This is a genomic window from Pseudomonas sp. GW823-FHT02C05 (assembly GCF_058797595.1).
This window is the reverse complement of record NZ_JBXAJU010000005.1, coordinates 530187-549327: the sequence shown is the minus strand read 5'-3', so window position 1 is coordinate 549327 and position 19141 is coordinate 530187. Positions and strand designations below refer to the sequence as shown.

At 64.1% G+C, this 19141-nt stretch carries 15 protein-coding genes; 5 read left to right on the top strand and 10 right to left on the bottom strand.

All coding sequences use genetic code 11. The features are described from left to right. From AC1RGE_RS27630 to amaB, 4 genes are all read right to left on the bottom strand, one after another. Nucleotides 1–915 carry an ABC transporter permease subunit gene (locus tag AC1RGE_RS27630; RefSeq protein WP_011058967.1) on the bottom strand — a complete coding sequence of 305 codons (915 nt, stop codon included), beginning with the start codon at nt 913–915 and terminating at the stop codon, nt 1–3. Nucleotides 916–1076: 161 nt separating this feature from the next. Then, on the bottom strand, nt 1077–2213 hold the full coding sequence (locus AC1RGE_RS27625) for a branched-chain amino acid ABC transporter substrate-binding protein (protein WP_011058966.1): 1137 nt from the start codon (nt 2211–2213) through the stop codon (nt 1077–1079). A gap of 364 nt (nt 2214–2577) precedes the next feature. Continuing rightward, complete coding sequence (amaA, locus tag AC1RGE_RS27620) at nt 2578–3861, bottom strand: L-pipecolate oxidase (protein ID WP_053148791.1); 1284 nt, start codon at nt 3859–3861, stop codon at nt 2578–2580. A 113-nt stretch (nt 3862–3974) separates the two neighbouring features. Continuing rightward, complete coding sequence (gene amaB, locus AC1RGE_RS27615; RefSeq protein WP_011058964.1) at nt 3975–5465, bottom strand: L-piperidine-6-carboxylate dehydrogenase; 1491 nt, start codon at nt 5463–5465, stop codon at nt 3975–3977. Nucleotides 5466–5635: 170 nt separating this feature from the next. Here amaB and AC1RGE_RS27610 point away from each other — a divergent pair, with 170 nt between their 5' ends. The 3 genes from AC1RGE_RS27610 (at nt 5636) to nadE (ending at nt 8786) form a co-directional block, all read left to right on the top strand. Then, the gene (locus tag AC1RGE_RS27610) at nt 5636–6538 is read left to right on the top strand and encodes a LysR family transcriptional regulator (RefSeq protein ID WP_015633948.1); all 903 of its coding nucleotides are present in this window, start codon (nt 5636–5638) and stop codon (nt 6536–6538) included. A 202-nt stretch (nt 6539–6740) separates the two neighbouring features. Continuing rightward, complete coding sequence (pncB, locus tag AC1RGE_RS27605) at nt 6741–7955, top strand: nicotinate phosphoribosyltransferase (protein WP_011058962.1); 1215 nt, start codon at nt 6741–6743, stop codon at nt 7953–7955. Nucleotides 7956–7958: 3 nt separating this feature from the next. Then, complete coding sequence (gene nadE / locus AC1RGE_RS27600) at nt 7959–8786, top strand: NAD(+) synthase (RefSeq protein ID WP_492585372.1); 828 nt, start codon at nt 7959–7961, stop codon at nt 8784–8786. A gap of 153 nt (nt 8787–8939) precedes the next feature. Here nadE and azu read toward each other — a convergent pair whose 3' ends face one another. Next, entirely contained in the window at nt 8940–9386 is a 447-nt protein-coding gene (gene azu / locus AC1RGE_RS27595; RefSeq protein WP_011058960.1) for an azurin, read from the bottom strand. Nucleotides 9387–9737: 351 nt separating this feature from the next. On the opposite strand from azu, the gene AC1RGE_RS27590 reads away from it, so the two are divergent. Together AC1RGE_RS27590 and AC1RGE_RS27585 are read left to right on the top strand one after the other, a co-directional pair. Beyond that, entirely contained in the window at nt 9738–10325 is a 588-nt protein-coding gene (locus AC1RGE_RS27590) for a cytokinin riboside 5'-monophosphate phosphoribohydrolase (protein WP_011058959.1), read from the top strand. A 68-nt stretch (nt 10326–10393) separates the two neighbouring features. Beyond that, entirely contained in the window at nt 10394–10570 is a 177-nt protein-coding gene (locus AC1RGE_RS27585; RefSeq protein WP_011058958.1) for a hypothetical protein, read from the top strand. A gap of 109 nt (nt 10571–10679) precedes the next feature. Here AC1RGE_RS27585 and AC1RGE_RS27580 read toward each other — a convergent pair whose 3' ends face one another. The 5 genes from AC1RGE_RS27580 to ssp4 all read right to left on the bottom strand — a co-directional run bounded on the left by AC1RGE_RS27580 (nt 10680) and on the right by ssp4 (nt 18978). Continuing rightward, the gene (locus AC1RGE_RS27580; protein ID WP_492585370.1) at nt 10680–11570 is read right to left on the bottom strand and encodes a transglutaminase family protein; all 891 of its coding nucleotides are present in this window, start codon (nt 11568–11570) and stop codon (nt 10680–10682) included. After that, a complete protein-coding gene (locus AC1RGE_RS27575) occupies nt 11570–14056 on the bottom strand; it encodes a circularly permuted type 2 ATP-grasp protein (protein WP_015633945.1) in 2487 nt (828 codons plus the stop codon). The genes AC1RGE_RS27580 and AC1RGE_RS27575 overlap by 1 nt, the downstream gene beginning before the upstream one ends. A gap of 87 nt (nt 14057–14143) precedes the next feature. After that, nucleotides 14144–17419 (bottom strand): transglutaminase family protein, encoded by a 3276-nt coding sequence (locus AC1RGE_RS27570; protein WP_492585368.1) that lies wholly within the window; start codon nt 17417–17419, stop codon nt 14144–14146. 171 nt (nt 17420–17590) lie between these two features. Then, nucleotides 17591–18040, bottom strand: a complete 450-nt coding sequence (locus AC1RGE_RS27565) for a hypothetical protein (protein ID WP_492585366.1) — start codon at nt 18038–18040, stop codon at nt 17591–17593. Continuing rightward, on the bottom strand, nt 18037–18978 hold the full coding sequence (gene ssp4, locus AC1RGE_RS27560) for an Ssp4 family T6SS effector (protein ID WP_186355319.1): 942 nt from the start codon (nt 18976–18978) through the stop codon (nt 18037–18039). Before ssp4 ends, AC1RGE_RS27565 begins: the two co-directional genes overlap by 4 nt. Nucleotides 18979–19141 lie beyond the last annotated feature (163 nt).

Sequence of the window (19141 nt, the reverse complement as noted above, 5' to 3'; positions counted from 1 at the left end):
TTACACCTTCGCCACGAGTGGGCGACCCAGCAGGCCTTGGGGACGGAAGATCAGGATCAGCACCAGCAGCGAGAAACTGAACACGTCTTTGTAGTCGGAGTTGATCAAGCCGGAGAACAGCGACTCGGAGATGCCGAGGATGATCCCGCCGAGCATCGCCCCAGGCAACGAGCCGATGCCGCCGAGTACCGCCGCGGTGAACGCCTTGATGCCGATGACGAAGCCGGCATAGAAGTCGAACGTGCCGTAGTTCATGGTGATCAGCACCCCGGCCAGGGCCGCCATGGCCGCGCCGATGACGAACACGTAGGAGATCACCCGGTCGGTGTTGATGCCGAGGATCGAGGCCATCTTGCGGTCTTGCTGGGTGGCCCGGCACATACGCCCGAGCTTGGTGTACTTGATGATGTAGGTGAGCAGTGCCATGCCGGCGAACGCCGCCACCAGGATGAAGATCTTGGTGTAGGTAAGCTGCACGAAGCCTGTGCCGATATCGACTTTCCAGGCCCCGGCCAGCAGGGTCGGAACCCCTTGCTGCTTGGCGCCCTGGCTGATCTGCGCGTAGTTCTGCAGGATCAGCGAAATGCCGATGGCGCTGATCAGCGGCGCCAGGCGGGTGGAGTTGCGCAGGGGTTTGTAGGCCACGCGCTCGATGACCCAGCCATAGATCCCCGTCACCACGACGGTGAAGATCAGCGTGCCGAGAATGAGTAGCGGGAAGGATTCAATGCCGAAATAGGCCAGCAGAGCCAGACTGATTGCCGCGAGGTAGGCGGAAATCATGTAAACCTCGCCGTGGGCGAAGTTGATCATGCCGATGATGCCATAGACCATTGTGTAGCCGATGGCGATCAGACCGTAGACGGACCCGAGGGTCAGCCCATTGATCAGTTGCTGCAGGAAAATACCATCCATAACGCAATCTCACGGACTTGAGAGACTGCACAGGCCGTCGACGCCGGACAGGGATCACCCGTCTGCGCAACACGTCCGTTGTGCAGCTCTACGAGAAAAGGCAAGTACTGCACGAGCAGGGACCGGTACCAGGGGGTGGTACCGGCCCGTTCGGACTCATGTCACTTCTGTTTTTCCAGCTGGTGGTACTTGCCGTCCTTGTCCCACTGATAGACCACGTAGTCGGAAACCTTGAGGTCACCCTTGGCGTCCCAGGACTTCTCGCCCATCACGGTTTTCACCGGATTGGCCTTGAGCCATTTGGCCGCATCTTCGCCCTTGTTGGACTTGGCGCCGCCGAAGCCGGCCGCCAGGGCCTGGATCGAGGCATAAGCGTACAGGGTATAGCCCTCTGGCTCGGTGCCGGCCTTGCGGAAGGCATCCACCACGGCCTTGCTGTCTGGCAGCAGGCGCGGGTCGGCGCCGAAGGTCATGTACACGCCGTCAACGTATTGCGGGCCACCGGCGGTGGTCACCAATTCGTCGGTAACGATGCCGTCGTCGGACATGAACTTGACGTCCTTCAGGCCCTGCTCGCGCAGTTGGCGTACCAGCGGACCGGCTTCCGGATGCAGGCCGCCGAAGTACACCACGTCGGCGCCGGCGGCGCGGATCTTGGTCACCACGGCGCTGAAGTCTTTCTCGCCACGGGTCAGGCCCTCGTACAGCACCGGGGTCACGCCGCGCTTGGTCAACTGTGCCTTGGTGGCATCCGCCAGGCCCTGGCCGTAGGTGTCCTTGTCGTGCAGCACCACGACTTTCTTGCCCTTGAGCACATCGATGATGTAGTCACCGGCGACGATGCCCTGCTGGTCGTCACGCCCGCACATGCGGAACATCGCGGAGAGGCCACGCTCGGTGACCTGGGGGTTGGTGGAGCCCGGGGTGATGGCAATCACACCGGCGTCGCTGTACACCTCGGAAGCCGGAATGGTCGACGAGGAGCAGAAGTGCCCGACCACGCCGGCCACCTTGTCCTGGTCCACCAGGCGGTTGGCCACTGCCACCGCCTGCTTGGGTTCACAGGCGTCATCGCCCTTGACCAGGACGATCTTCTCGCCGTTGACCCCGCCCTTGGCGTTGATCTCGTCAGCCGCTGCCTGTGCACCCTTCATGTACTGCTCGCCAAATGCCGCGTTGGCGCCTGTCATGGGACCCGCTACACCGATCTTCAGGTCGGCTTGAGCAAACGCAGAAACACCCAGCGCAGTTGCCACTGCGAGGGCCAGAAAGCCTTTCTTGTAAAACGTCTGGGACATGAGGTGGTGCTCCAAGGTTTTTTTAGTTGGCACTGCGACTTCACTAAGGTTGCTCAGAGCAAGCGCCGTGCCAGTGGTTTTTTATTCTGAAAAAAGTCGCTGTCTTATTGTTATTTCGACTGTTTCGAGCCCTTTTTTATTGGGCGTGCAACCGTCTAAACCGCGGAAGGTAAAACCCTGCTTTTTAATGGGCGCAACCCATGCGTGCCATCATTGCAACCGCGACACAATTCAACGTGCAACCCTGCTGTAACAGCTCGCGTCACCGAACTGCACACTGCTGGTGCGAGACTGCTACGAGCCGCACCATTACAGGCTAGTCGCTGCATCGAAAAGCGTCGTCGGCCGCCCGCTATTTCCTTGTTCAGATCACAATTCGCAGGCACTGGCCCGCGTGGTAGAGGGAGAAGCCGGCTTCGTACAGGCAACTGCGCAAGCCCACGCCGGCCAGGGGCTGCATGGCTGCGAAGGGGATCGGCAGGGCCTGGGGGTCGCCGTTGCACAGGTAGTCGGCGAAGGCCTTGCCCACCACGGTTCCGGTGGTCACGCCCCGGCCGTTGTAACCGGTGACAGCCACCAGGCCCGGGGCCGGCTCGAACAGGCGCATCAGGTGGTCGGGGGTGAAGGCGATGCAGCCGGTCCAGGTGCATTCCCACTCCACCGGCTTGAGGTACGGGAAGTAATGCTGCTGTACGCGGTCGGCCCAGGCCTTGAGGAACCACAAGGGCTTCTGGCTGCCATTGCCCAGGCTGCCCAGCAACAGGCGGCCCTCGGCATCCCGGCGGATGCTGCTGAGCACCTGTCGGGTATCCCAGGAGCCCTGGCCCCCGGGCAGGATCTGCTGCGCCGCTTCTTCGGTCAGGGGCGCGGAAGCCACCTGGTAGTAGTAGCCGGGGAAGAAGTTGCGCCGCAGCTCGGTCCAGTCGCCTTCGGTGTAGGCGTTGGAGGCGATCACCACCTGCTCGGCCAGCACCGAGCCCTGCTCGGTCTGCACCGACCAGCGCTGGCCCTGGCGCTCCAGGCGGGTGACCGGGGAATGGTCGAACAGACGCCCGCCCAATTCCGTCGCCGCCCTGGCCAGGCCGCTGACGTAAGCCATGGGGTTGAGGGTTCCCGCCCGCCGGTCGAGCAGGGCCGCGGCAATCTTGCGAGTGCCGGTGGCCGCCTCGCACGCCGCGCCGGTCAGCAACTCCACGGGGGCCCCGCGACGTTTCCACTGTTCTTCACGGCTGCGCAGATCGGCCTCGCCCCGGGCGTTGTGGGCCATGTGCAAAGTGCCTTCGCGGCGCAACTGGCAATCGATGTGGTACTTGTCCACCAGGCTGAACACCAATGACGGCGCCGCGCCGAGCATGCGGTTGAGCTGGCTGCCCACCTGCTCGCCGAAACCGGCCTCGATCTCGTCCGGCGGGATCCACATGCCGGCGTTCACCAGCCCGACGTTGCGCCCTGAACCGCCGTGCCCCGCGCGGTGGGCTTCGACCACACAGACCCGCTTGCCCTGCTCCAGCAAATGCACGGCGGCCGACAGCCCGGTGAAGCCGGCGCCGATGATGCACACATCCGCCGTCAGCTCGCCCTTGAGCGGCGCCCTGTCAGGCCGTTGCGGGGTGAGTGTTTCCCACAGACATTGTTCTTGTAGCGCCATTGCCAGACTCCGAAATCAACGAACCACAGACGCTGAAACGCACTTGCCGCTGTTCGCCAGCAAGCTGGCTCCTACAAACCTCCCCGTAGGAGCGAGCGTGCTCGCGAAAAGACTCAATCGAAGGTGATGCCCTGGGCCAGCGGCAGCTCCCGGGAGTAGTTGACGGTGTTGGTCTGGCGCCGCATGTAGCCGCGCCAGGCATCGGAGCCGGATTCGCGACCGCCGCCGGTTTCCTTCTCGCCGCCGAAGGCGCCGCCGATCTCTGCGCCGCTGGGGCCGATGTTGACGTTGGCGATGCCGCAGTCGCTGCCCACCGCCGACATGAACTGCTCGGCCTCACGCACGTCGGTGGTGAAGATGCAGGACGACAGGCCCTGAGGCACGGCGTTGTTCAGGCGCAGCGCTTCTTCGAAGTCGTTGTAGCCGATCACATAGAGGATCGGCGCGAAGGTTTCGCTGCACACCACCTCGCTCTGCTCGGGCATTTCGACGATGGCCGGCGACACGTAGTAGGCGTTGGGGAACTGGTCCTGCAACTGGCGCTGGCCGCCGAAGACCCGGCCGCCCTCGCTCAGGGCCTGCTCCAGGGCATCCTGCATGGCCTCGAAACTGTGCTTGTCGATCAGCGGGCCGATCAGGTTGCCTTCCAGCGGATGGCCGATGCGCACCTTGGAATAGGCCGTCTTGAGGCGGCTGATGATTTCCTCTTTCACCGACTCGTGGGCAATCAGGCGACGCAGGGTGGTGCAACGCTGGCCGGCGGTACCCACGGCGCTGAACAGGATGGCGCGCACCGCCATGTCCAGGTCGGCGCTGGGGCCGAGAATCATGGCATTGTTGCCCCCCAGTTCGAGAATGCTGCGGGCAAAACGTGCGGCCACTTTCGGCGCCACTTCGCGGCCCATACGGGTACTGCCGGTGGCGCTGATCAGGGCCACCCGCGGATCGTCCACCAGGGCGGCACCGGCATCACGGCCGCCGATGATCACCTGGCTCAGGTATTCGGGAGCATCCTGGAAGTTCTTCAACACGCGCTCCAGCAGCGCCTGGCAGGCCAGGGCGGTGAGCGGGGTCTTTTCCGAGGGTTTCCAGATCACCGGGTTGCCGCAGACCAGCGCCAGGGTGGTGTTCCAGGCCCAGACCGCTACCGGGAAGTTGAAGGCGCTGATCACCCCGACAACCCCCAGGGGATGCCAGGTTTCACGCATGTGATGGCCCGGGCGCTCGGAGGCGATGGTCAGGCCGTAGAGCTGGCGCGATAGGCCGACGGCGAAGTCGCAGATGTCGATCATTTCCTGCACTTCCCCCAGGCCTTCCTGGGTGATCTTGCCGGCTTCCCAGGAAACCAGCTCCCCCAGGTCGGCCTTGTACTCGCGCAGCACCTCGCCGAATTGCCGCACCAGCTCGCCGCGACGGGGTGCCGGCACCTTGCGCCACAGGGCGAATGCATGCTCTGCGCGACTGACCTGCTGCTCCACCTCGGCGGCACCCTGCCAGTTCACCGCAGCGATCCGGCTGCCGTCGATGGGCGAGTGCACAGGCTGGGTGCCCGACTGGTACAGGGCCGGGTTGACACCCAGACGATCAAGCAATGCGGCAACCATGGGGTTACTCCTTACAGATGAAAGCGAAAGAACCAGGCCGCTGCGACGGCCATCAAGGCTAGTAGTTGTAGCTGGCCCGAGACTTGCCAACAAACGACCTTTAAGCGAGATATCATTCCGTTTATTCATGCTGAGCCGCTCGCTGGCACCCATAAGAACAAGGACCACCCATGCTCAACAAACGCTACTTGCCGTCGATTACCGCCCTGCAGTGCTTCGAGGCCGTGACCCGGCACCTGAGCTTCACCCGTGCGGCCGAAGAGCTCAACCTGACCCAGAGCGCGGTGAGCAAGCAAGTGGCGCAACTGGAAGAGCTGCTGCAACACCTGCTGTTTCGTCGGGTACGGCGGCGCCTGCAACTGACTCCGGCCGGCGACCTGTACTTGGTGGAGGTGCGCAAGATCCTCACCCAGGTGGAGATGTCTACCCATTACCTGCGTTCCTACGGCGGCGAGACCGAAGTCCTACGAGTCTCCACGCCTTACACTTTTGGCGCCCGCTGGCTGGTGCCGCGCCTCAAGGGCTGGCGACTGCGCCACCCGCACATCCACCTGGACCTGTGCAATGAGCAAGAGCCTGACGAACTGCTCCAGGGCCATGCCGACCTGGCCTTCTACTTCGGCCAGGGTTCACGCCCCGGCACCGAGAGCCTGAAGCTGTTCAGCGAAGAGCTGGTGGCGGTCTGCGCCCCTGACAGCCTGCCCGCCGAGCCCTTGACCGACCCCAGGCAACTCACTGAACTGGTGCTGTTGCAAAACGCTTCACGGCCCCAGGGCTGGCACGAATGGTTCGACCAACAGGGCTACCAGACCGAGCACAGCTACCACGGCCCACGCTTCGAAACCTTCTATATGTGCATCCGTGCGGCCCAGGTCGGCTGCGGGGTCGCCCTGCTGCCACGTTTTCTGGTGGAAGAAGAACTGGCTGAAGGCAAGCTGGTGATCGCCTGGGAATACGCCATGCCCAGCCAGGACGCCTATTACCTGGCCTACCCCGAACACTCGGCGGAAGTGCCCAAGGTCCGGGACTTCGTGCGCTGGATGCTCGAACACAACGACTCGCCCCTCCCGTAGGAGCCGGTTTGCCGGCGATGGGGCCCTTGAGCCCTGCTCAAGACTGAAGATCCGTTCGCTGGCAAGCCAGCTCCTACGGCCGGAGAATGGCCCGCCACAAAAAACACTGGCAAAGCGCTGCGCGTCTATGCGCCACTAGCGCCTTCATTGAAAGAGCTGAATGCCGCACTTGTCCGTCGCGGCCAGCATGGAGATTCCCGTTATGAGCGAGAGTGTGTTTGCCGATCGCATCGTGCAGAACCTGCTCGACACCGACTTCTACAAACTGACCATGATGCAGGCGGTGCTGCACAACTACCCCAACGTCGAGGTGGAATGGGAGTTTCGTTGCCGTAACAGCGAGGACCTGCGGCCCTATCTGGCAGAGATCCGCTACCAGTTCGAGCGCCTGGCGGATCTGAGCCTGAGCGCCGACCAGTTGGGCTTTCTCGAACGGATCAGCTTCCTCAAGCCGGATTTCCTGCGCTTTCTCGGGCTGTTTCGCTTCAACCTGCGCTACGTGCATACCGGCATCGAGGACGGCGAGCTGTTTATCCGCCTGCGCGGCCCCTGGCTGCACGTGATCCTGTTCGAAGTGCCGATGCTGGCCATCATCAGCGAGGTGCGCAACCGCTACCGCTATCGCGAGATCCAGCTGGTCCAGGCCCGCGAGCAGCTGTACCGCAAGTTCGACTGGCTGACCGCCAACGCCAGCAGCGAAGAACTTTCCGAGCTGCAAGTGGCGGATTTCGGCACCCGCCGACGCTTTTCCTACCGGGTCCAGGAAGAAGTAGTGAACGTGCTCAAGCACGATTTCCCCGGACGTTTTGTCGGCACCAGCAACGTGCACCTGTCCCGGGAACTGAACATGAAACCCCTGGGCACCATGGCCCACGAATGGATCATGGCCCACCAGCAACTGGGGCCGCGGCTGATCGACAGCCAGATCGCCGCCCTCGACTGCTGGGTCCGCGAATACCGTGGCTTGCTGGGCATCGCCCTGACGGACTGCATCACCACCGATGCCTTCCTCGGCGATTTCGACCTGTTCTTCGCCAAGCTGTTCGACGGCCTGCGCCACGACTCCGGCGACCCGATCCTCTGGGCAGAAAAGGCCATTGCCCACTACCACAAGCTGGGCATCGATCCGATGAGCAAGACCCTGGTGTTCTCCGACAGCCTGAGCCTGCCGCGCGCCCTGGAAATATTCCGTGCGCTGCGGGGGCGGATCAATGTCAGCTTCGGCATCGGCACCAACCTGACCTGTGACATTCCCGGTGTCGAGCCGATGAGCATCGTGCTTAAAATGGCTGCCTGCAATGGCCAGCCCGTCGCCAAGATCTCCGATGAAGCGGGCAAGACCCATTGCAAGGATCCGAACTTCGTCGCTTACTTGCGCCACGTTTTCCAAGTACCTGCCCAACCTGGCAAGGAGTGAATCATGCAAGCCGTACAGCGTGAGATTGCGCAGCAGCTCAAGGTCCAAGCACCTTTTCCCGACCACGCCGCCCTTGAGGCAGAAATCGCCCGGCGCATCCGCTTCATCCAGGACTGCCTGGTCAATTCCGGGCTCAAGTCCCTGGTCCTGGGCATCAGCGGCGGTGTCGACTCCCTGACCGCCGGCCTGCTGGCCCAACGGGCGATGCGTGAATTGCGCGAACGCAGCGGGGACGATCGCTACCGCTTCATTGCCGTGCGCCTGCCCTATGAGACCCAGTTCGACGAGCACGATGCCCAGGCCTCGGTGGACTTCATCAACCCTGACGAACGCCACACCGTGAACATCGGCCCGGCGGTCAGGGCCCTGGCCGACGAAGTGGCGGCCTTCGAGGGGCAGCACGCGGTGTCCCGGGATTTCGTCCTCGGCAACACCAAGGCGCGGATGCGCATGGTGGCCCAGTACACCATCGCCGGCGCCGCCCATGGCCTGGTGATAGGTACCGACCACGCCGCCGAAGCGGTGATGGGTTTCTTTACCAAGTTCGGTGACGGCGCCTGCGACCTGGCGCCCCTGAGCGGCCTGGTGAAAAACCAAGTGCGCTCCATTGCCCGCCACTTCGGTGCCCCGGAATCCCTGGTGGAAAAGGTCCCTACCGCCGACCTCGAAGACCTGTCGCCGGGCAAGCCGGACGAAGCGTCCCACGGCGTCACCTACGCCGAGATCGACGCCTTCCTGCATGGCCAGCCGGTACGTGAGGAAGCCTTCAAGATCATCTGCGACACCTACCGCAAGACCCATCACAAACGCGTCATGCCCTTCGCCCCATGACCCGCCTCGCTCTGTAGGTGCCGGCTTGCCGGCGAAAAGGCCGCTTGTGCTGCACAAGGCTCGAGGGCCTCTTCGCGGGCAAGCCCGCTCCTACGGATGCACACAAAAAAAGCGCCCCTGGGGGCGCTTTCTTGTTGCAGCCGGGCCTGATGCTTACTTCAGGACCACAGCGCCTTTCATCATCGAGTTGTGGCCTGGGAACGAGCAGAAGAACTGGTAGCTTTCGCCAGCGGTCAGCTTCGATACGTCGAAGGTCACCGAATCTTTCTCGCCGGCACCGATGATCTTGGTGTGGGCGATGACGCGGGTGTCGCCTTCCTTCAGGTAGCTCTTGTCGATGCCGGCGGCCATGCCGTCGGTGGCGATGCCAGCCATGTCTGCGGTCTTGCTCAGTACCCAGTTGTGGCCCATGACGTTCTTCGGCAGGCTGCCGGAGTGGGTCAGGTTCACGGTGAAGGTCTTGCAGCTCTTGTCGATGGTGATTTCCTTAGTGTTGAAGGACATCTGGTCGGTAGAGTCGACATCGACCTTGCATTCGGCGGCCATCAGTTGGCTGCTGGCCAGTGTCAACAGGGATACCGCAACGAGTTTGGCAAACATGGTGAATCTCCAAGGCAGGGTTAACAAAATCCATCTGAATCCATGGGACGGAAGACTGCCTGAATTTCTCGCAAGTTCCTATGATTTGCATCAAAAAATTGTATACAACTCTCTGCTATCGACCTGATCAAGACAATCAACCGGCCAGCGGCATGGCACGCTTCTAGAATCACGCCATCGTCCCTGATCGGAGTCACCCTCATGCCGTTGAACAGCCTGTTTCGCAGCTTGCTCGCCGCCTACGCCTGTGGCGCCAGCGGTACCCATGAAACCCCGCAACGGGAGGTTTAATACTTGGAGCGAGGCCGGCGAGCCTTTACTCTGAGGCCATCAATGACCTCGGAGTAAGGCATGTCGTTAACTTCTGTCTGTGTATTCTGTGGCGCCAGCACCGGCGCCAACCCTCTCTATCGTGAAGCCGCCCAGGCCCTGGGCCGGGCCATCGCCGAGCGTAGGCTGACCCTGGTGTATGGCGGCGGCGCGGTAGGGCTGATGGGCATCGTCGCCGACGCGGCCCTGGCGGCCGGGGGCGAAGTCATCGGGATCATTCCGCAAAGCCTGAAGGACAAGGAAATCGGCCATCGCGGCCTGACCCGCCTGGAAGTGGTGGACGGCATGCACGCCCGCAAGGCGCGCATGGCCGAGCTCAGCGACGCCTTCATCGCCCTGCCCGGCGGCCTGGGAACCCTGGAAGAACTGTTCGAAGTCTGGACCTGGGGCCAGTTGGGCTACCACCACAAGCCGCTCGGCCTGCTGGAAGTGAATGGCTTCTACGAAAAACTCAGCGGTTTTCTCGATCATATCGTCGGCGAAGGCTTCGTCCGTGCCCCGCACCGTGACATGCTGCAAATGAGCGAGTCGCCGGCCGGCCTGCTGGATGCGCTGGACGCCTGGCAACCGACGGTCCCGGACAAATGGGCCGAAGGCAAACCCAGCTAACCACCCGGCCCCGATAACAGGCAGAATACGCGCCGCTCAACCTCACCTTCGACCCCAGAGGATCGCCCATGGCCAAACCCAACTACTCCTTCGCCAAACGTCAACGTGACTTGGCCAAGGAACAGAAGAAAGAGGAAAAGCTGCAACGCAAGAAAGCCGCCGCGGAAGAAACCAGCGCACTGAACCCGGATGCAGAAGGTGAAGTGAGCGTCGACGACGCCGAGCCCGAGGCCCCCCAGGCCTGACCTGCCCCGTAGGAGCTGGCTGGCCAGCAAAAGCGCTCTCCAGCCCTACGCAATATCCGCAGGCCCCATCGCTGGCAAGCCGGCTCCTGCAAGGTCGGAGATGGCAGTGTCATGCCAGGGGCATGACGGTGACCCGAACATCCGGGTCATGGCTGCCCCCTCCCAGAATCACCCCACGCAACGGCGACACATCGGAAAAATCCCGGCCCCAGGCCAGGGTGATGTGCTCCAGCGCCGGCTGCACGTTGTTGGTCGGGTCGAAATCCACCCAGCCCAGCACCGGGCAAAACACTGAAACCCAGGCATGGGAAGCATCGGCGCCGATCAGCCGCGGCTGCCCCGGCGGTGGCTGGGTCAGCAGGTAGCCACTGACATAGCGCGCCGCCAGCCCTCGCGAGCGCAGGCAGGCCAGCATCAGGTGGGCGAAGTCCTGGCACACCCCGCGCCGGCGTTCCAGCACCTCCACCAGCGGCGTCGCCACCTGGGTGGCTTCGGCGTCGAAAGTGAACTCACTGAAGATCTTCTCCATCAACGCCTGGGCGCCCTGCAACAGCGGCCGCCCCGGTACGAAGCAACTGGCGCAGAACTCGACAAAACTCTGCTTCAGATGCACATAGGGCGATTCGAAACGGTAGCGACAGGCGTCCAGCAACGCCTCGGACAAGGGCTGGCCGCTGTAGGCCAGGGCGCCGCGGGCGGCATCCCAGGGCAGTGACGCGGCAAAATCCAGCGCCGGCCGCTCCAGCACCTCGACACTGAGCTGGGCATTGACCAGCAATTCGTCATGGGGCCGCTCGAAGGCCAGGCGGGTCAGCGGGTTGCCGAATACATCCTGCTCGTCACGACGGCTGGTAGGGTCGGGGCTGATCAGCAATTGCCGCTCGCTGCACAGTTGCCAGGCACAGGCCCGGGGCCACAGGTGCGCCAGTTGCTGGGCCAGGGACACCGGGCTGTCGTAGCGGTAGTGGGTGTCGTGGAACACCTGGTAGCGCGCGCTCATCAGACCGACACCGTTTGCTGGCTGACATCATCCACATGGGCGAAATGCCGCAGCGCCAGGCGGTCCGAAACCTGCCCGCTGACCTCGGCGATCTCCTGCAGCAGGTCCGCCAGGCCCTCTACTGCGGCGCGCACACTGACCTCGCCGAACAGCGAGTTCTCCAGGCAGCCCAGGTCGAAATGCGCCAGGCGCTCCACCAGCCGCGGCAGCGCCAGCTCGCGGGGCACGCCGAAATCATCGTTGAGGCGCTTGAGGGTGCGGGTCACCAGCTTGAGCTGGAACAACACGGCGTGGGGGTTCTGTTCATCCAGCAGCAACAGGTCGAGGACCGGAATCAACTGCGCCACCGCCAGGTAGCGCGACCGGTAGGTGATGCTGCTGTTACCCAGCTCCAGCAGCCAGTCCAGGCCGGCCTGGTCGAAGGCCGCGGTGCCCCGCAGGAAGGCCGCGAGGCTGCTGCTGAGGAACTGCAGGCGCTCGATGCGCCGGCCAATCATCAGGAAGCGCCAGCCTTCGTCGCGAGTCATGTCGTCCAGGGCGAACCCGGAGAGCGCCGCCAGGGACATCACCAGGCGGTTGAGAAAATCCAGCAGTTCGGCGAAATCCGGCTCCGGAGTGTCCAGCTCCTGGGCCTCGCGCTGCAGCTCCACCAGGGCCTGCCAGTTTTCCCGGGACAGCTTGCCGCGTACCTGGGAAGCCGCCCACTGCAAGCGTTGCAGGTTGGAGCGCAGGCTGAAGGACCAGTCCTCACCCAACAGGGCCGCCAGCAGGCGCTCGGGCAGCTCGCCCTCATCCGGCAGCAGCATCAGGCTTTCTCCCAGGTCCACCGCGGCCAGCAAGGCTTGAGGGTCATCGCCGTCGACATAGCGCGCCAGCATGATCCGCAGCAGCCGCGCACTGTCGTCACAGCGCTCGCAATAACGGCCGAACCAGAACAGGTTTTCCACCACCCGCGACGGCAGGTAGGGATCGCGGCGCACCAGGTCATACACGCCGATGGTGCGCTGGGCCTTCCACTGCTCGCCGCTGGGCGCCCGCTCCCCCAGCACCCAGGTGTCCTTGCTGGCGCCACCGCGCTGCATCGACACCACTTCGGCACCGGCCTGGGCAGCGACCCGGGTCAGGCCTCCGGGCAGCACCCGGTAGCCGTCCTCGCTGGCCACCGCGTACACCCGCATGCCGATGGCACGGGGCTGCAGCTGCCCGTTCTCGGCCTGCCAGACCGGCGCCTGGGACAGTTGCGGCAATTCCTGGGCGACATAGGCATAGGGCCGCGCCCGCATGCGCTCAGCCAATTGCCGGCGTTGCTCGGGGTCCAGGTCGCGGCCCAGCACCGGGGTGAAGCTCTGGGAAGCGAAGGCCGGCTTGACCAGCAGATCCGGGAGTTTTTCCAGGGCCTGCTGCAGCACCGGGGCCTCGCCGCACCACCAGGTAGCGATGGACGGCAGAAGCAGTTCCTCGCCCAGCAGAAACTGGCTGATCTTCGGCAGGAAGCCCAGCAGGCCGGGGGACTCCAGCACCCCGCTGCCCAGGGCGTTGGCCACCAGCACCCGGCCCTGGCGCACCGCGTCCAGCAGCCCGGGAACCCCCAGGGCCGAGTCGGTGCGCAACTCCAGCGGATCGCAGAAATCGTCGTCCAGGCGACGCATGATGGCGTGCACCCGGCGCAGGCCGCTGAGAGTCTTGAGGTACACCGTGGCATCACGCACGGTCAGGTCGCCGCCCTCCACCAGCGGGTAGCCAAGCTGTCGCGCCAGGTACAGGTGCTCGAAATAGCTCTCGTTGAACCGCCCTGGCGTCAGCAGCACCACCAGCGGCGCTTCGCTGTCCCGGGGTGCCTGGCGGGCCAGGGTTTCCTGCAGGGTGCGGAAGAACCCGGCCAGGTGCTGCACTTGCAGGTCGCGGTACAGGTCGGGGAACGCCCGGGACACGCTCATGCGGTTCTCCAGGGCATAGCCGGCTCCGGAGGGCGCCTGGGTACGGTCGGCGGTGACCCACCAGCGCCCGTCCGGGCTGCGTGCCAGGTCCACGGCATACAGGTGCAGGAAGGTCTGTTCCGGCGGGCAGATGCCCTGGCATGGCCAGAGGAAATTGTTGTGGCCGAACACCAGTTCCGCCGGCAACAGCCCTTCGCGGATCAACCGCTGCGGGCCATACAGGTCCGCCAGCACGGCATTGAGCAGGCGAGCGCGCTGGGCGATTCCGGTGGACAGCAACTGCCATTCATCCGCTGCGATCACATGGGGCAACAGGTCCAGTTCCCAGGGCCGGTCGGCGCCCTTGGGGTCGGCATAGACGTTGTAGGTGACGCCGTTCTCGTGGATCTGCCGGGTCAGCAGCGCCTGGCGCTGGGCCAGTTGACCGGGGCTGCTGCGCTGCAACTGTTCCAGCAGCCGCTGCCAGTGCGCCCGGACCTGGCCCTGGTCATCCAGCAACTCGTGGTAGGTACCCGCCGTCAGCGGGTAACGGTCTAGCAAGTCAGGCATGGAACACTCGGCAGACGGCAGGGAAAGTCAGATTAACGCACCGCCATGACGCCCGGATATGGCTATCTCACAGGCGTCGCAGGTGGATTAGAAGCGTCGCAAATCCAGGGTCAGCGGCAACTCGGCATTGATCACCACTGGCGGCACCTCCAGGCTTCCCGGGCTATGGCCAAGGCGGAAGAAGCGCGCCATGCGCCGGCTTTCCGCCTCGTTGGCATTCACCGGCAGGCTGTCGTAATTACGCCCGCCGGGGTGGGCCACATGGTATTGGCAGCCGCCCAGGGAGCGCTGCATCCAGGTATCGAGCAGGTCGAACACCAGCGGTGCATGCACCGGGATAGTGGGTTGCAGGCAATTGGCCGGCTGCCAGGCGCGGTAACGTACCCCGGCGACAAACTCGCCGACCCGCCCAGTGGGATGCAGGGGCAGCGCCACGCCATTGCAGGTCAACACATGGCGCTCGGGTACCAGGCCGCCGACCTTGACCTGCAGGCGCTCCAGGGAAGAGTCGACATAACGCACCGTGCCACCCGCCGCGCCCTCCTCTCCCAGCACATGCCAGGGCTCCAGGGCCTGGCGCAGTTCCAGCTCGATGCCACTGACGGCGTAATCGCCGACCTTGGGAAAGCGGAACTCCAGGTGCGCGGCAAACCATTCGGCCCGCAGCGGGTAGCCGGCGGCATTCAGCTCCACCAATACATCAGCGAAATCCTGTTCGATAAAGTGCGGCAACAGAAAACGATCGTGCAGTTCGGTGCCCCAGCGCGCCAACCGGGCCGGCGCGTAAGGCTCGCGCCAGAAGCGCGCCACCAGCGCCCGCAGCAGCAACTGCTGGGCCAGGCTCATGCGCGCATGGGGCGGCATTTCAAAGGCCCGCAGCTCCAGCAGGCCAAGGCGCCCAGTGGCGCCATCCGGCGAATACAGTTTGTCGATGCAGAACTCGGCGCGATGGGTGTTGCCGGTGACATCGATCAACAGGTTGCGCAGCAGGCGGTCCACCAACCAGGGCGCGCACTCCTGGCCGGGAGCCGGCATCTGCGCGAAGGCAATCTCCAGCTCGTACAGCGCGTCATTGCGTGCCTCGTCGACCCTCGGTGCCTGGGACGTGGGGCCGATGAACAACCCGGAAAACAGGTAGGACAGCGACGGGTGGTTGTGCCAGTAACTGATCAGGCTGCGCAGCAGGTCGGGGCGCCGCAGGAACGGCGAGTCGGCCGGGGTGGCTCCGCCAAGGACAAAATGGTTGCCGCCGCCGGTGCCGGTGTGGCGCCCATCGATCATGAACTTCTCGCTGGTCAGGCGCGTCTGCCGGGCCTGCTCATAGAGAAACTCGGTGCGCTCCACCAACTCGTCCCAACTGACCGAGGGCTGCACGTTGACTTCAATCACCCCCGGGTCCGGGGTCACCCGGAAGTTGCACAGGCGCGGGTCCGCCGGCGGCTCGTAGCCCTCCAGCAAGACCGGGCAGCGCAGCTCCTCGGCCGTGGCCTCGATCACGCTGACCAGTTGCAGGTAATCTTCCAGACGCTCCAGGGGCGGCATGAACAGGTACAACCGTCCCTCGCGCGCCTCGGCGCAGAGCGCGGTACGGGTCAGCCAGTCGGCGGACTCGTCCATCTGGGGCACCCGCTCGTCCGCCACTGCCGGCTCATCAATCGCTGCCAGCTGAGCCGCGCCCGCCAGTTCGGGAAAATCCTGGTTCGGATCGGTGGCATGAATGAACGGATACTCCGCCGCGGTCACCCAGGGCTGGGACGCCAGGGGCAAGCGATAGCCCAGGGGCGAATCACCCGGTACCAGCCGGCAATGGCTATCGCGCAAGTACCAGCGCCCGCTCTGCCACTGGTCGCCCTTGGCGGTACGGGCCAAGGGCAGGACCTGGCCGATGACCTTGTCCAGCCCCTGGCTGAAAACCTTGCGCAGGCGCTGCCGCTCCAGGGCATCCTCCAGCCGCGAATCCTCGGCGCTGACATTCAGCGGCAGGCTGCCTTCGCGCCACAGGTAGTAGAAATTGTCCTCGTAGGCGGGAAACACAAAACGCGCAGGCAGCTTCAGACGCTCGGCGACACTGGCCAGAAAACGTCCGGCCAACAGCGCATCGGCGGCGTAATCTTCATGCTCGTCGGCAATCAGCGCGTTGTTGCGCCACACCGGTACACCGTCGCGACGCCAGTGGCAATTCAGCGACCAGCGCGGCAGTTGCTCTCCCGGGTACCACTTGCCCTGGCCGAAGTGCACCAGGCCCTGGGGCGCATAGTGCTGGCGCAGGCGCTGGAACAGCTCGCCGGCCAGGCGGCGCTTGTTCGCCCCCAGGGCTGCCGTGTTCCACTCCGGGCCATCGGGATCGTCGATGGCGACGAAAGTCGGTTCGCCGCCCATGGTCAGGCGCACATCCGCCTCCAGCAGGTCGACATCGATCTGCCGGCCCAGGGCCTGGATCGCCAGCCATTGCTCGTCGGTGTAGGGCTTGGTCACCCGGGGCGCTTCCCAGATGCGCTCCACACTCATCTCATGGCTGAATTCGCATTCACAGGGCTCCACCAGCCCGGTGATGGGCGCCGCTGAAGAGGGGTCGGGGCTGCAGGCCAGGGGAATATGCCCTTCCCCGGCGAACAGCCCGGACGTGGCATCCAGGCCGATCCAGCCGGCGCCCGGCAGGTACACCTCGCACCAGGCATGCAGGTCGGTGAAGTCCACCTCGGTGCCGGAGGGGCCATCCAGGGATTTGACGTCCGCCGTCAGCTGGATCAGGTAGCCGGAGACAAAGCGCGCCGCCAACCCCAGGTTGCGCAGCAATTGCACCAGCAGCCAGGCCGAGTCCCGGCAGGAGCCGGAGGCGTTGAGCAGGGTCTGCTCCGGAGTCTGCACCCCGGGCTCCATGCGGATCAGGTAGGCGATGTCGGCACTCAACCGCTGGTTCAGGCCCACCAGGAAATCCACCGCCGGCAGCGGTGAGCGCGAAATGGCGTCCAGGTAAGCCTGGAACCTCGGCGTCAGGGGCAGGGTTTCCAGGTAGGGCGCCAGCTCGCGCTGTTCATCGGCGGCATAAGCGAAGGGAATCTGCTCGGCGTAGGGCTCGAGGAAGAAATCGAACGGGTTGAACACCGCCATTTCCGCCAGCAGGTCGACTTCGATCCGCAGCTCGCTGGTTTTTTCCGGGAACACCAGGCGCGCCAGGTAATTGCCCTGCGGGTCCTGCTGCCAATTGATGAAATGCTGCTCGGGCTGGACCTTCAGCGCATAGGAGAGAATTCGCGTGCGGCTGTGGGCCGCCGGGCGCAGGCGAACGATCTGCGGGCCCAGTTCGACGGCGCGGTCGTAGCGATAGTGCGTGACATGGTGCAATGCGACATGAATCGACACGGCGTGCCTCCTGCGAGCCTGAACGGTGGGAGAACCTGCGCAAGACTTATGCCAGCGCGCAAGTCCATGGAGTTGTTCAGCGACCCTGGGCAGTACAGCACCAAAACCGCGCAATCGATGCATCCCGGTGCAGGCAATTGCACATAAATGCGCCAGAAGGCAGGCGACGAATCAGCCGTGCTTGCGCTGCTGCTTGAAGCGCTGGCGCTGCTGGCGGATCTGCAGCAGCCGTTCGCGCATTTCCCGGTGCCGCTTGCTGTTGAGCAGCAACAGCCCGAGCAGCGGCAGCAACACGCCGAACAGGTACACCCCCTGGTGCGGGTGATACTGAAACATCGGCACCACCCCAAGCAGGCAGGCGACAAAGTAGCCGGCCACCAACCATACCGCGCGGGAAATGCCACGCACTATCAGCAGGTTGCCCAGCACCAGCAGCGGGATCAGTACCAACAGGCCAAACAGCAGGTATTCGTCGCGCTGGGGCGGTGCCATGGCGCGCCAATAAGTGGTGCCGGCCAGGGACAGCAGGAGCGAGGCACTGAAGCAGCCCAGCAGCACGGTGAGCATGAAGGTCGGGAAATAACGTACTAGGAAGTCTCTCATGCGGCCGCCATCTATCACTCGTCGAACTCCTCGTAGAGCCCCACCGCAAGGGTTTTCACCTGGCCAAGATTGCCGGAGCTGATACTCCCGCTGGTACTCAGGGCAGCGCCCAGAGCATCCTGCATCTGGGTCAGGGTGGCGTGGCGGATCTGCGTCGACGAATAGCGCCTGGGCAACGCACCGGCACGCTGTTGCAGCTTCAGCAGCTTGGAGGTCAGGCTCGGGTCCCGCAGGGTCAACAGTTCCTTGGTCAGCTTGGCCCGTTCCTGGCGGTTGAGCCCCTTGAGCAACTGCATCCAGCTTTTGCCGGTGTTCGCCGCCTTGCTGGCCTTGAGCAGCCTGAGAGTGGTCAGCGCCGAACCGCCGACACCCACCAGGGAAATGCCATCGAGAATCGGCGTGACTATGTTGTACCACTCGGCATCGTCCATGCGGTCGTTGGCCGCCGGGTCCTGGATCTCGTTGATCACCCGCGCGCCGCCAATCACGCACTGAGCGGTGCCGGCCATCGCCGCCGAGGCCCCAAGCGCTACCACCCAGACACTGGCACCGGCGGTGAAGGGCACGGCGATGCTGCCGCTGAACACCACCAGCCAGCCGATCACTGCGGCCGTGCAGGCCAGGGTGGTGTTGAAGGATTCAGTGGCCAGCCGCGATTCGCGCGGGTTGTTCTTCACCTGGTCGACGAACTGCTGGGGCGCGATGTAGCGCTTGGCTTCGCGCAAGATCACCCGCTTGGGCACAATGCTGCAGATCGGCCTGAATTCGCGCAGGGTCACGACATTGAAGTCGGCATCGATGTACACCACCCCGGCACCGGCAATCGAGGGATCGGTGTCGATGGCAGCAAACAGACGCGGCAGGTTGATCTGGCTTTCGATCCGTTGGCGGGCAAGAACCTGGGTCAGGCTGAGGTCCCTGATCACTCCGTCTAGTGGGCTGGTCACGCGGTTCATCCTTGGTCTGACGATGTGAATCTGCCTGGTAGCCATGAGCCAGCCAGGCATCGCGGCAATGCAAGCCCGGCAACCTTAACAAAGCCCTGACCGTTTGTTGCTCGCCCGCCGGTAAAAAAATCGATCTCCATAAAAGCAAAACGCCAGCTCGGTGGCTGGCGTT